Here is an 11,230-nt window from a genome sequence, read left to right on the forward strand (position 1 = left end):
CGCCGACAGCCTGCCCGCGGCCGTCCGGTGGGGGCTTACCGGGCCCGTTCCACCCGGCGTTCGTCCCAGACCGGTTCGGGGGTCTCGCGGACCCGGCCGTCGCTGCCGAAGACCAGGTAGCGGTCGAAGGAGCGGGCGAACCAGCGGTCGTGGGTGACGGCGAGGACCGTGCCCTCGTAGGCTTCGAGGCCTTCCTGGAGCGCTTCGGCGGACTCCAGGTCGAGGTTGTCGGTGGGCTCGTCCAGGAGGAGGGCGGTGGCGCCCGCCAGTTCCAGCAGCAGGATCTGGAAGCGGGCCTGCTGGCCGCCGGAGAGCCGGTCGAAGGCCTGCTCGGCCTGCCCGGTCAGCTCGTAGCGGCGCAGCCGGGACATCGCGGCCCCCCGGTCCTGGGCGTGCTCCTTCCACAGGATGTCCAGGAGGGTGCGGCCCTCCAGTTCCGGGTGGGCGTGGGTCTGGGCGAAGTGGCCGGGCACCACCCGGGCGCCGAGCTTCCACGCACCGGTGTGCGCCACGTCGCCGCCCGCGAGCAGGCGCAGGAAGTGCGACTTGCCGGAGCCGTTGGAGCCGAGCACCGCGACCCGTTCGCCGTAGAAGACCTCCAGGTCGAACGGTTTCATGAGACCGGTCAGCTCCAGGCCCTGGCAGGTGACGGCCCGCACGCCGGTGCGGCCGCCCTTCAGGCGCATCCGGATGTCCTGCTCGCGGGGCGGCTCGGGCGGCGGGCCGGTCTCCTCGAACTTGCGCAGCCGGGTCTGTGCGGCCTGGTAGCGGGAGGCCATCTCGTGGCTGACGGCGGCGGCCTGGCGCAGGTTGAGCACCAGCTTCTTCAGCTGCGCGTGCTTCTCGTCCCAGCGGCGGCGCAACTCCTCGAAGCGGGCGAAGCGTTCGCGCCGGGCCTCGTGGTAGGTGGCGAAGCCGGCGCCGTGCACCCAGGCGTCGGCGCCGGCCGGGCCGGGTTCGACCGAGACGATCTTCTCGGCGGCCCGCGCGAGCAGTTCGCGGTCGTGGGAGACGAACAGGACGGTCTTGCGGGTCTCCCGCAGCCGCTCCTCCAGCCAGCGCTTGCCCGGCACGTCGAGGTAGTTGTCGGGCTCGTCCAGCAGCAGCACCTCGTCGGTGCCGCGCAGCAGCGCCTCCAGGACCAGCCGTTTCTGCTCGCCGCCCGACAGGGTGCGCACCTGCCGCCACTGCGCCTTCTCGTAGGGCACGCCCAGCGCGGCCGTGGTGCACATGTCCCACAGCGTCTCGGCCTCGTAGCCGCGGGCCTCGGCCCAGTCGGCGAGCGCCTGGGCGTAGCGCAGCTGGGCGGCCTCGTCGTCGACGGTCATGAGGGCGTGCTCGGCCGCGTCGACGGCGCGCGCGGCCTGCTGGATGCGCGATGGGGCGACCGAGACGAGCAGGTCGCGTACGGTCGTCTCGTCGCGTACGGAACCCACGAACTGCCGCATCACGCCGAGGCCGCCGTTGACGGTGACGGTACCGCCGTGCGGTTTCAGCTCGCCGGAGATCAGGCGCAGGAGGGTCGTCTTGCCCGCGCCGTTGGGTCCGACGAGGGCCACCACGGCTCCCTCCCCCACCCGGAAGGACACGTCGCCGAGCAGCGCCCTCCCGTCGGGCAGGTAGTACTCCAGGTGCGCGGCTTCCAGATGTCCCATGGTCCCGCATTCTCCCGGCGGCCCCCCGACCGCGGCAAACCCTTATCGCCCCGGCCCGGTACGGCGGCGCCCGCCCGGTGCGCGGGCCGGCGGCGGCTCCCCCGGGAGGGCGCCCGGCGTCGCTCCCGCCTGTCCGCTCATCCGGCGTCGACGGGCCGTCCCGTCGGGCCTCCCGCGCGTGCCGGGGTCACGACGGCGCCCGCCCAGGTCAGCGCCGTCCAGCCGGCCTCGGGCGTGCCCTCGAGGATCACCACGCCGGTGTTGCGCAGCGGGTGGGCGGCGGCGAACCGGGCGTCGAGGTTGCGGGCGCGCACCGCGGTCCACAGGCGGATGGCCGCGCCGTGACTGACCATGGCGACGGTCCGCAGGCCGCCGGCCGCGGCCTCGGCGACGACGGCGTCGTACCGGGCCAGCGCCTCGGTGCCGCTCTCCCCGCCCGGCCCCGGCATCCGCAGGTCGCGCCGGCCGTCGGCCCAGGCCAGGACCGTGCGCATGTAGCGCTGTCCGCGTTCGGAGTCGCCGGGTTCCAGTTCCAGGTCCCCGGCGGACACCTCGCGGATGCCGTCGCGGACGATCACGTCGAGTCCGCGGGCGGCGGCGAGCGGGGCGGCGGTGAGCTGGGTGCGCACCAGAGGGGAGGCGTAGAGGGCGTCGATGTCCTCGTCGGCGAGCGCCTCGGGCAGCGCGGCGGCCTGCCGGGTGCCGAGTTCGGTCAGGCCTGGTCCCGGGACGGCGGTGTCCAGCAGGGAGTGGACGTTGGACGGGGTCTCGCCGTGGCGGACGAGCAGCAGGCGCATAGGAGGTTCCCGGGTGGCTCAGGCGCGGTGTGCCGTGCGCGCACGGTCGTGTACGACCCGCGCACAAGAAACGGCCGCTTCAGGGTAACGGTGCCTGTATGAGCCCTGATGTCGACCTCACCGCCCCGGCCAGCGCGCCGGGCAGCGCTGCCCGCACCGCCCTGACCCGCCTGCTGGCCGCCGACTCGTGGCTGTTCCGGGCGGCCGCGGGACGCCGCTGGCCCGGCGCCGAGCCGGTGCTGCCCCGGCTGAGCCGCAGCGCCAACCACGGGGTGCTGTGGTTCGCGACGGCGGCGGCGGTCGCGGCGAGCCGCACCCCGCGCGCCCGCCGTGCCGCGGTGCGGGGCCTGGCCTCGCTGAGCCTGGCCTCGCTGACCGTCAACACGCTCGGCAAGCGTTCGGTGCGCCGGCCGCGGCCCTCCCTGGACCCGGTGCCGCTGGTGCGCCGGCTGGGGCGGCAGCCGATCACCACGTCCTTCCCGTCCGGCCACGCCGCCTCGGCCGCCGCCTTCGCGACCGGTGTCGCCCTGGAGTCCCCGGCGTGGGGCGCGGCGGTGGCCCCGCTGGCCTTCTCGGTGGCGGCCTCCCGCGTCTACACGGGCGTCCACTTCCCGAGCGACGTGCTGGCGGGCGCGGCCCTGGGCGCGGGGGCCGCGTTCGCCGTACGGGCGCTGGTGCCGGCCCGCGCCCAGATCGTGCCGCCGGCCCGGCCGCGGGCCGACGTGCCGGCGCTCCCGGAGGGCGAGGGCCTGGTCCTCGTGGCGAACAACGCCTCCGGCACCGCGGAGCGGGCCCGGGCCCTGCGGGACGTGCTGCCGAAGGCGGAGGTGGTCGAGTGCGAGCCGGAGGGCATACCGGACGCGCTGGAGGAGGCCGCGGGCCGGGCCCGGGTGCTCGGCGTGTGCGGCGGCGACGGCACCGTGAACACCGCCGCCGGGACCGCGCTGCGCCACGGCCTGCCGCTCGCCGTGCTGCCGGGCGGCACGCTCAACCACTTCGCCTACGACCTCGGGGTGGAGGACGCCCGCGATCTGGGCCGGGCGGTGGCGGAGGGCCAGGGTGTCCGGGTGGACGTGGGCCGCTTCAGTTCCGGGCGCGGGGAAGGTGTCTTCCTCAACACCTTCAGCCTCGGGGTGTACCCGGAGCTGGTGCGTGAGCGCGAACGCTGGACGGACCGGATCGGCGGCTGGCCCGCGGGGGTGCTGGCGGCGGTGCGGGTGCTGCGGGCGGACCGCCATCCGGTGGAGGCGGAGGTCCAGGGCCGCCGCCGCCCGCTGTGGCTGCTGTTCGCCGGCAACGGCACCTACCACCGCATGGGCCTGGCGCCGGGCCGCCGGCTCGACCTGGCCGACGGGATGCTCGACGTCCGGGTGGTGCACGGGGGCCGCCGGCCCGCCCTGCGGCTGCTGTCGGCCGCGTTCGCCGGCCCGCTGACCCGGTCCCCCGCGCACGCGGCCGTCCAGCTGCCCCGGCTGCGCCTGAACGGCCTGGCGCCGGGGACGCTCCTCGCCTACGACGGTGAGGTCACCGAGGTGGAGGGCGAGGTGCGCGTGGAGAAGCTGCCCGGGGCGCTGACGGTGTACCGCCCGCTGCCGCCCGAGCGGCCGGCCGGCGGATTCCTGATGCCCCGTCAGTCCGCATCGTAATACGCGGGTCTCATCATTCGGCATGCGCGCGTACCGTGATCCGTACCGACCCGGGGCCGCGCGGCCCGTTCGGGCGGCAGGTGACGAGAAGGGGTACCGCCATGCCGAAACCGCAGGAGACGGCCGTCTACACGCACGGGCACCACGAGTCCGTGCTGCGCTCGCACACCTGGCGCACCGCCGCCAACTCGGCGGCCTACCTGCTCGGCTCACTCAAGCCCCACATGAAGGTCCTGGACATCGGCTGCGGTCCGGGCACCATCACCGCCGACCTGGCGGAACTGGTCCCCGGCGGGCACGTGACGGGCGTCGACCGGGCGCCGGGCGTCCTGGAGCAGGCCCGCGCCACGGCGGCCGCGCGGGGACTGGAGAACGTCGACTTCGCGGTGGCGGACGTGCACGCCCTGGACTACCCGGACGACACGTTCTGCGTGGTCCACGCCCACCAGGTGCTCCAGCACGTCGGCGACCCGGTGGCGGCGCTGCGCGAGATGCGCCGGGTGACGAAGCCCGGCGGGTTCGTCGCGGTCCGGGACGCGGACTACGCGGCGATGACCTGGTACCCGCAGGTGCCGGGCCTGGACGACTGGCTGGAGCTGTACCGGCGGGTGGCCCGCGCCAACGGCGGGGAACCGGACGCCGGCCGCCGGCTGCGCTCCTGGGCGCTGCGGGCGGGGTTCACGGAGCCCCAGGTCACGGCCGGCTCCAGCACCTGGACGTACGCCACCCGGGACGAGCGGGAGTGGTGGAGCGGGCTGTGGGCCGACCGCACGGTGGCGTCCGCCTACGCCGAGCGGGCCACCGGGGGCGGCCACGCCACCGAGGAGCGGCTGCGGGCGGTGTCCGGGGCGTGGCGCGAGTGGGGCGGGCGGGAGGACGGCTGGTTCGCGGTCCTGCACGGGGAGATCCTGTGCCGCAAGGAGGACCCCGCGGACGCCGTCCCCGCCTGAGAACGGCCGGGGCGAGCCGACGGGGATGCCTGATTCCTGCTTTCCGGGAAACCCGGGGAGCAGGAGGTCATGATGGTTCCCATTCTGCTCGTTCTGCTTCTCGCGATCGTCCTCTTCGGGCTCGGCTTCGCCGTGAAGGTGCTGTGGTGGATAGCACTGGCGGTGCTGGTCGTCTGGCTGCTCGGGTTCCTGGTCCGCGGGACGTCCGCGTCCGGTGGCCGGGGCCGCTGGTACAGGTGGTAGGGGAGAAAAGGGGATTCCGGTGAAAGGGATCTGCTGAAAGGGGTTCCGTCGGAAGAGAAAAAGAGTGAAGGAATCCCTTCAGAAAGGAATCCCCTCACTCCCGGGGAAGCAGCGGTCCCAGCGGCCCGAGGTCCAGGTTCAGGTCCTCGGGCCGCAGTCCGTAGCGATCCCGCAACTCCGCCATGCGGTCCTCCAGCAGCATCAGCGTCAGACCGATGCGCTCCTCCTGCTCCTCCGTCAGGTCCCCCACGTCGAAGCGGCGCAGCGCCTGCCGCTCCATGAGCTGGCGCAGCAGTTCGACCACCGTGAGGACGAGTTTCACCAGGTCCCGCTCCACCGTGTCGGGTTCAAGTTCGAGATGCTTGCGCGCGGTCACGAGGGCTCCTCCAGGGCCTCGAAGGGAGAGGGCACTTGTACGTTCACCGAGCTGATCAGCGCGTTCAGGTCGATGCGGACGAGGTCCACGTCGGCGATGCGCAGGGTGACGTCGCCCGTGATCACGACGCCGCCGGCCAGAAGCCGGTCGAGCAGGTCGACCAGGGCGACCTCACGGCGTTCCACGACCGTCATGCCCGCTCCCCCCGCGGCGACGGGGGTACGGTGCCGGCGCGCGGCCCGGCCGCACCTTCCCCTGCGCTCTCCCCAGGATCGCGCTCCGCGCCTTCCCCGGGATTTTCCGCCGCTGCTTCGCCGGGGTTTCCCTCCGCGCTCTCCCCGGCGAAGGAGTACGCCGCCCAGGGGCCCGTGAGTTCCACCCGCAGTCCGGGTGCGTCGTCCTTCGTGCGGTCCACCAGTTCCACGAATTCCTCGGAATGGGTGCGCGGCACCAGATAGGCCGCGTTGAGCACATTGCGCCCGGCGGCACCGGAGAGCGCGGGATTCTGCGGCGCGTGCAGCCGCGATTCCTCGGCGAACGCCGACAGTTTCGCGTGCAGCCGCGTGGCGAACGTCTCGGCGCGCTCCCACAGGTCCTCGTGGGCCCGGGTCTCCTGCCGGCGCCGGCGCAGATAGTCACGGCCGGACGCGGGTTTGCCCGCGGGCGCGGAGACCGCCGCCTCCTCGCGCCGCTCGGGCTCCAGGTACACCTTGACGCCCCACTCCACTCGCCCCTGGAGACGCTCCAGGGCGCGGCGGAAGTGCTCCTCCCGGGACTCGATCATCGCGCGCACCCCGCTGTCGTCCCGGAAGACGGTGGCCAGCCGGAGCGGCAGCGGGGTCGTGACGACGGTGAGCGCGTCGATGACGCCCTGGTGGGCGCGGGCGGTGGCGGCGAGCCAGTCCAGGTCCTCCAGGCGGGCGCGCAGCGCCTCCTCGGAGAAGTCCCGTTCCGGTACCTCGCTGACGACGGCGATCAGGCCGTGGTGCGCCAGCGGTTTGGCCGGCGCGCCCGCGACGCCGGTCAACTGCGCCTGCAGGGGCGCCCCGAGGGGGCGGCAGACGGCGTAGACGTACCGCAGTCCGGTCATGGTGCCTCCTTGGGGGCGGTACGGCCCGCACGCTCGGTGCGCTCGGTGGGGCCTGCGGTGCCCGCGCTCGCGCCGGTGCCGCTGCCCCGTTCCAGTCCCAGCTCCTCCAGCCGGGCCAGCCGCTCGCGCAACTCGGCGTTCTCCCGCGCGAGTTCGTCGCGGCGGGCCCGGGAGGAGAGGGCGGGATCGCTCTCCCACCAGTCGATGCCCATCTCCTTGGCCTTGTCGACCGAGGCGACGACGAGCCGGAGTTTGATCGTGAGGAGTTCGATGTCGAGCAGGTTGATCCGGATGTCACCGGCGATGACGACACCCTTGTCGAGCACCCGTTCCAGGATGTCGGCCAGGTTGGCTCCGCTGCTCGGGCCGTACGGTTCCGGCAGCCTGCTCGGCATCGTCATCGACGGCTCCCGCCCTCGGCGTACTCGTACTCGGCCTCGTCCTCGTCGTCCTCGGGCTCGGGCCGGCCCTTGTGTCCGCCTTCGGGCTCCTCGTCGTCCTCGTACTCCTCGTCGTCCTCGTACTCGCCCTCCTCGTCGTACGGCTCCTCCTCGTCCTCCGCTTCCTCGTCCTCGTCGTACTCGTCCTGCGGCTCCCCGCCGTCCTCCTCCGCTTCCTCGTCCTCGCCCTCGTCGTACTCGTCCTCCGGCTCCCCGCCGTTCTCCTCCTCGTCCTCGCGGTCCTCGCCCTCCGGCTCCCCGGCGTTCTCCTCTTCTTCCTCCGCCACCGCGTCGTCGTGGCTGCGGACGACCTCGCCGTCGCGGATCTCACCGCGCCAGCCGTCCTCCGCCTCGCCCTTGAGGGTGATGAAGCGGGCGAAGTTCTTCAGGTCGAGCCGGGCGCGGCGGCCCTGGGACCGCCAGATGTTGCCCGTCTTCTCGAACAGACCGCTGGGGTAGTACTCGATGACGAGCAGGACGCGGGTGAGGTCGTCGTCGAGGCGGTGGAAGGACACGACGCCCTTCGTGGTGCCCTTGGCGCCCTCGGAGGTCCACTGGATGCGGTAGTCGGGGATCTGCTCGGTGGTGTGCGCCTTCCAGCTGCGGCTCGACCAGAAGATCTTCGCCTGCCAGTCGGAGTGGGTGTCGTCGGCGCGGCTCGCGCTCTTGACCCCCTTGGCGAAGGTGCTGAAGTCCTGGAACCGGGTCCACTGGTCGTAGGCGGTGCGGCGGGAGACGCCGACGTCGACGGACTCGATGATGACGGTGGGCTTGTTCCCGCTGCCGCTCTTGCGGGAGCCCTTGCCGCCGCCGAGGCCCTTGACCGCGCCCATCACCTTGTCCTTGGCGTGCGAGGCGCCGAGTTCCAGGACGGAGCGCACCGGTCCCTTCCCCTCGGCGATCTTCCGGCCGCCTTCGAGGGCGAGTTTCGCGAAGCCGGGGCTGTTGCCCTCGGCGATGTCGTTGAGCTTCCCGGTGGTCTCGCCGAGCTTGCGGCCGAAACCGGCGAGCAGCCGCTCGGCCTGGGCGGTGAGGTACTCCTGCGCCTCCCCCTTGAGCCGGTCGGCGGCCTCGCTGTGGGCGAGATCGGTCAGCGGACTCTTCTTGGCCGCGCCGCCCGCGGCCTTGCCGGCCGCGGAGGTCACGGATCCGAGGGCTTCGGTCATCGGTCACCGCCACCCTTCGCCGCCCTGCGGGCCGGCGTCGTCTTCCTCGCGGCCGCCTTCTTGCCGGCCGCCGTCCTCGGGGCCTCCGCCGTCTTCCTGGCGGGGGCCTTCTTCGCCGCCTTCCTGGCCGGTGCGCCGGGCGCGCCGGACTGTGTCTTCTTCCCAGCCGCCCCGGCGGTCTTCCCCGCACCCGCCTCGGCGGTCCTCTTCGCGGGCGCCTTCTTCGCGGGCGCCTTCTTCGCGGGAGCCTTCCGCTCCTGGGCCCTCTTCTCCGGGGCCTTCCGCGCGGGCCGCTCACGGTCGCGCTCCCGACCGGACGCGTCCTCGGAGCCGGGTTCCTCGCCGGCCTCACGGCCCTCCCGGTCCTCGTACCCGTCCCCGAACTCCTCCTCGTCCTCGGCCTCGGACTCGTCGTCGTTCCCGCCGGCGTGCTCGTCCTCGCGCGCGTCGCCGGACCCGTCCTCGGAGTCCTCGCCGGCCCGCCGTCCGCCGCCGTCACGGGACGTGCGTCCGCCGCCCCCGGGGACGACGCCGGCCACTTCGTCGCGGACCTGTGCCGTACGGCTGTGCAGCCGGTCAGCGAGTGCGGTCATCTGCCGCTCGACCATCGCCCCGGAGGCCGCCTTGCCGACACCCCGCAGGTCCTGGCGCAACTGGTCGCCGATCTCCTTGAACTGGGGGTTGTCCTTCAGCTGCTGGTTGACCAGGTCGGCTATCGCGCGCGGCCCGAGGTTCAGCTTCTTGCCCGCGACCATGCTGCCGACGGCCAGGGCGAGTTTCGCCTTCTTCGTACGTCCCAGCAGGTAGCCGGCGCCTACCGCGAGACCGAGTCCCATCCGATTCATCGTGCCGTCCCCTCACCCGTCCCCGCGCCACCGCGCAGGCCGATCTCCAGCCGGTCCAGCAGGGCGTCCTCCTCCCGGTCGAACTCCTCCTCGGTGATCTCCTGCGCCTCCAGACGCTCCTCCAGCCGTGCCAGCTCGGCCCGTACCGCGGCCGGGTCGTAGTAGATGCGCTCCGCCTCGCGCAGCACCTGTCTGACCGCCCAGGCGCTGCCGCGCGCCGGGGCGAACGGCAGCAGCAGCACCTCCGAGATCAGTCCCATGACGTCACTCCGCTCCCGCGTCGGCCCCCGCCGCGCTGCCCGCCGGCTCGGCCGGGCCGGGCTCGACGAAGCTGTAGGGCGGCAACGGGCCGTTGACGCGCAGTTCGAGATGGGGCATGTCCTTGCGGGCCTGCTCCACGGCCTCCAGGAAACCGGCCGCCTCGTCACGGCCGACCAGGAAGGAGGCGTTGACGAGCCAGCCGGTGGACTCCGGGCCCGCGCTGACCGCCGCCGCGTGCGGTTCGACGGCCCGCACCACCAGGTCGCCGTCCTCGGCCTCCCGTGCCTTGACGGCCGCCGCGACCAGCTCGCCGAGCCTGATCTTGTCCTCGTACGTTCCGCCACCGGCCTGCCGGTTGGCCTCGGCCTGGGCCCTGATCTCCGGGTTCTCGGACATCACGCGGTGCAGGACCGCCTCTTCCACGTGGCTGCCCTTGACGTTGTACTCGACCTTGCCGTCCAGGGCCCGCAGGCGTTCCCTGTAGTGCTCGGCGCGCTCGGTGAGCACCGAGGTGACGGACTCGTCGTCCGGGGCCACGCTGCCGAAGCGCATGGGCAGCACACAGCCCTCCGCGCCGGCCGCGCCGAGCACGTTCTGGTGGGCGAGCAGGTCCCTGCGCTTGGGTCGCAGCCCCTCGGGCGCGTCGCTGACCACGGCGGCCAGCTCGCCCGCCGTCAGGACACGGACCGGCAGGGGCGGGTCGCCGACACCGGCGAGGTCCTCGGGCAGCGCGGGGTGCGCGGCCGCTGTGATGCCGTAGACGTAAGTGCTCACTCCTGCTCCTCCTTCCTGCGCGCCGAAGAGGTCCTGCGCGGCCGCTGCCGGGACTCGGACTCGCCCGCGCTCTCGGAGCGGGCCTGCTTGAAGGCGTCGGAGACGGTCTGGGCGGCACCGGACAGCGCGCCCTTGGACTTGCCGCGTGCGCCGGACTCGGTGACCTCACCGACGATCTCGGGCAGGCCCGGGCTCTTGCGCGGCCCCGCCTCCAGGTCGAGCCGGTTGCAGGCCTCGGCGAAGCGCAGATACGTGTCGACGCTGGCGACGACGACGCGCACGTCGATCTTGAGGATCTCGATGCCGACCAGGGACACCCTCACGAACGCGTCGATCACCAGCCCCCTGTCGAGGACGAGCTCCAGTACGTCGTAGAGGCCGCTGCTGCCGCCTCCACCGCCGGACGTCTGTGCCGGGACAACGGTCATGCCGACCGTGCCTCCTTGTCTGTGAGTGGATATGTGTGCGGGTCTGTACGTGCTTCCGTGCTTGGTTCGGTGTGGGGGGTGTGTCTCCGTACGACCGCCGGTGCGACCCGGGGCGGGCGGCCTACCGGCCGCCGGACCTGTGTGCGTCGGCCCGGCCCCGTTCGTAGCGGCTCAGCCGCCGGTACCCGTCGAGCTGCCCCTCGGGGTCGAGTTCGACCAGGTAGCTCGCCATCAGACTCATCGTGTCGGGCACCCGGGCGAGTTCGAGCACCTCCACCTCCAGGGACCAGCCGTCCTCGGTCCGCTCGAAACTCGTGACGGACTCCGGGGTCAGACCGGTCAGCTCCGCGAACTGGGCGCGCGCCTCGCGCAGCACCTGCATCGGACGGGGCCGCCGCGCGGTCGCACGGTCGTCGTGGTCGTCGTCGATCTCGTCCTCGCGCTCGTGGTCTTCGTCGTCGCGCTCGTACTCGGTTTCCTCGTCGTCGCGCTCGTCATCGCTTTCGTCGTCGCCGCGGGTCTCGCCGCGGTCGTCACCGTTCTCCCTGTGTGACTGTCG

At 73.2% G+C, this 11,230-nt stretch carries 16 protein-coding genes; 4 read left to right on the top strand and 12 right to left on the bottom strand.

The annotated features are described in order from the left end of the window. Positions 1 to 35: 35 nt before the first annotated feature. The gene (locus tag AC6I72_RS05290) at positions 36 to 1,655 is read right to left on the bottom strand and encodes an ABC-F family ATP-binding cassette domain-containing protein (RefSeq protein WP_497999699.1); all 1,620 of its coding nucleotides are present in this window, start codon (positions 1,653 to 1,655) and stop codon (positions 36 to 38) included. A 137-nt stretch (positions 1,656 to 1,792) separates the two neighbouring features. Further along, on the bottom strand, positions 1,793 to 2,452 hold the full coding sequence (locus AC6I72_RS05295; protein WP_497999700.1) for a histidine phosphatase family protein: 660 nt from the start codon (positions 2,450 to 2,452) through the stop codon (positions 1,793 to 1,795). Positions 2,453 to 2,550: 98 nt separating this feature from the next. On the opposite strand from AC6I72_RS05295, the gene AC6I72_RS05300 reads away from it, so the two are divergent. From AC6I72_RS05300 to AC6I72_RS05310, 3 genes are all read left to right on the top strand, one after another. Continuing rightward, positions 2,551 to 4,098, top strand: a complete 1,548-nt coding sequence (locus AC6I72_RS05300; protein ID WP_497999701.1) for a bifunctional phosphatase PAP2/diacylglycerol kinase family protein — start codon at positions 2,551 to 2,553, stop codon at positions 4,096 to 4,098. Between the two features lie 101 nt (positions 4,099 to 4,199). After that, positions 4,200 to 5,048, top strand: coding sequence for a class I SAM-dependent methyltransferase (locus AC6I72_RS05305; protein WP_497999702.1), 849 nt, complete (start codon positions 4,200 to 4,202; stop codon positions 5,046 to 5,048). A 72-nt stretch (positions 5,049 to 5,120) separates the two neighbouring features. Next, complete coding sequence (locus AC6I72_RS05310; RefSeq protein WP_498004598.1) at positions 5,121 to 5,291, top strand: hydrophobic protein; 171 nt, start codon at positions 5,121 to 5,123, stop codon at positions 5,289 to 5,291. 94 nt (positions 5,292 to 5,385) lie between these two features. Here AC6I72_RS05310 and AC6I72_RS05315 read toward each other — a convergent pair whose 3' ends face one another. The 10 genes from AC6I72_RS05315 to AC6I72_RS05360 form a co-directional block, all read right to left on the bottom strand. After that, on the bottom strand, positions 5,386 to 5,667 hold the full coding sequence (locus AC6I72_RS05315; protein ID WP_037858205.1) for a gas vesicle protein K: 282 nt from the start codon (positions 5,665 to 5,667) through the stop codon (positions 5,386 to 5,388). Further along, a complete protein-coding gene (locus AC6I72_RS05320; protein ID WP_497999703.1) occupies positions 5,664 to 5,861 on the bottom strand; it encodes a gas vesicle protein in 198 nt (65 codons plus the stop codon). Before AC6I72_RS05320 ends, AC6I72_RS05315 begins: the two co-directional genes overlap by 4 nt. Then, positions 5,858 to 6,757 carry a GvpL/GvpF family gas vesicle protein gene (locus AC6I72_RS05325; protein WP_497999704.1) on the bottom strand — a complete coding sequence of 300 codons (900 nt, stop codon included), beginning with the start codon at positions 6,755 to 6,757 and terminating at the stop codon, positions 5,858 to 5,860. The genes AC6I72_RS05320 and AC6I72_RS05325 overlap by 4 nt, the downstream gene beginning before the upstream one ends. Beyond that, a complete protein-coding gene (locus AC6I72_RS05330; RefSeq protein ID WP_497999705.1) occupies positions 6,754 to 7,158 on the bottom strand; it encodes a gas vesicle protein in 405 nt (134 codons plus the stop codon). The genes AC6I72_RS05325 and AC6I72_RS05330 overlap by 4 nt, the downstream gene beginning before the upstream one ends. Next, complete coding sequence (locus tag AC6I72_RS05335) at positions 7,155 to 8,363, bottom strand: SRPBCC family protein (RefSeq protein WP_497999706.1); 1,209 nt, start codon at positions 8,361 to 8,363, stop codon at positions 7,155 to 7,157. The genes AC6I72_RS05330 and AC6I72_RS05335 overlap by 4 nt, the downstream gene beginning before the upstream one ends. Beyond that, positions 8,360 to 9,199 carry a DNA primase gene (locus AC6I72_RS05340; protein ID WP_497999707.1) on the bottom strand — a complete coding sequence of 280 codons (840 nt, stop codon included), beginning with the start codon at positions 9,197 to 9,199 and terminating at the stop codon, positions 8,360 to 8,362. The genes AC6I72_RS05335 and AC6I72_RS05340 overlap by 4 nt, the downstream gene beginning before the upstream one ends. A gap of 5 nt (positions 9,200 to 9,204) precedes the next feature. After that, on the bottom strand, positions 9,205 to 9,468 hold the full coding sequence (locus AC6I72_RS05345; RefSeq protein WP_497999708.1) for a gas vesicle protein GvpG: 264 nt from the start codon (positions 9,466 to 9,468) through the stop codon (positions 9,205 to 9,207). Between the two features lie 4 nt (positions 9,469 to 9,472). After that, a complete protein-coding gene (locus AC6I72_RS05350) occupies positions 9,473 to 10,243 on the bottom strand; it encodes a GvpL/GvpF family gas vesicle protein (RefSeq protein WP_497999709.1) in 771 nt (256 codons plus the stop codon). Beyond that, positions 10,240 to 10,671, bottom strand: coding sequence for a gas vesicle structural protein GvpA (locus AC6I72_RS05355; RefSeq protein WP_497999710.1), 432 nt, complete (start codon positions 10,669 to 10,671; stop codon positions 10,240 to 10,242). Before AC6I72_RS05355 ends, AC6I72_RS05350 begins: the two co-directional genes overlap by 4 nt. Before the next feature lie 121 nt (positions 10,672 to 10,792). Continuing rightward, positions 10,793 to 11,101 carry a gas vesicle protein GvpO gene (locus tag AC6I72_RS05360; RefSeq protein ID WP_498004599.1) on the bottom strand — a complete coding sequence of 103 codons (309 nt, stop codon included), beginning with the start codon at positions 11,099 to 11,101 and terminating at the stop codon, positions 10,793 to 10,795. Here AC6I72_RS05360 and AC6I72_RS05365 point away from each other — a divergent pair. Continuing rightward, positions 11,087 to 11,224 (top strand): hypothetical protein, encoded by a 138-nt coding sequence (locus tag AC6I72_RS05365; protein WP_498004876.1) that lies wholly within the window; start codon positions 11,087 to 11,089, stop codon positions 11,222 to 11,224. The two genes, AC6I72_RS05360 and AC6I72_RS05365, sit on opposite strands and share 15 nt — an antisense overlap. The last annotated feature ends 6 nt before the right edge of the window (positions 11,225 to 11,230 follow it).

This window comes from Streptomyces sp. Xyl84 (assembly GCF_059731885.1).

Coding starts and splice junctions, on each gene's coding strand:
- AC6I72_RS05290 (WP_497999699.1), bottom strand. CDS start 1,655: ATGGGACATCTGGAAGCCGCGCACCTGGAGTACTACCTGCCCGACGGG.
- AC6I72_RS05295 (WP_497999700.1), bottom strand. CDS start 2,452: ATGCGCCTGCTGCTCGTCCGCCACGGCGAGACCCCGTCCAACGTCCAC.
- AC6I72_RS05300 (WP_497999701.1), top strand. CDS start 2,551: ATGAGCCCTGATGTCGACCTCACCGCCCCGGCCAGCGCGCCGGGCAGC.
- AC6I72_RS05305 (WP_497999702.1), top strand. CDS start 4,200: ATGCCGAAACCGCAGGAGACGGCCGTCTACACGCACGGGCACCACGAG.
- AC6I72_RS05310 (WP_498004598.1), top strand. CDS start 5,121: ATGGTTCCCATTCTGCTCGTTCTGCTTCTCGCGATCGTCCTCTTCGGG.
- AC6I72_RS05320 (WP_497999703.1), bottom strand. CDS start 5,861: ATGACGGTCGTGGAACGCCGTGAGGTCGCCCTGGTCGACCTGCTCGAC.
- AC6I72_RS05325 (WP_497999704.1), bottom strand. CDS start 6,757: ATGACCGGACTGCGGTACGTCTACGCCGTCTGCCGCCCCCTCGGGGCG.
- AC6I72_RS05330 (WP_497999705.1), bottom strand. CDS start 7,158: ATGACGATGCCGAGCAGGCTGCCGGAACCGTACGGCCCGAGCAGCGGA.
- AC6I72_RS05335 (WP_497999706.1), bottom strand. CDS start 8,363: ATGACCGAAGCCCTCGGATCCGTGACCTCCGCGGCCGGCAAGGCCGCG.
- AC6I72_RS05340 (WP_497999707.1), bottom strand. CDS start 9,199: ATGGGACTCGGTCTCGCGGTAGGCGCCGGCTACCTGCTGGGACGTACG.
- AC6I72_RS05345 (WP_497999708.1), bottom strand. CDS start 9,468: ATGGGACTGATCTCGGAGGTGCTGCTGCTGCCGTTCGCCCCGGCGCGC.
- AC6I72_RS05355 (WP_497999710.1), bottom strand. CDS start 10,671: ATGACCGTTGTCCCGGCACAGACGTCCGGCGGTGGAGGCGGCAGCAGC.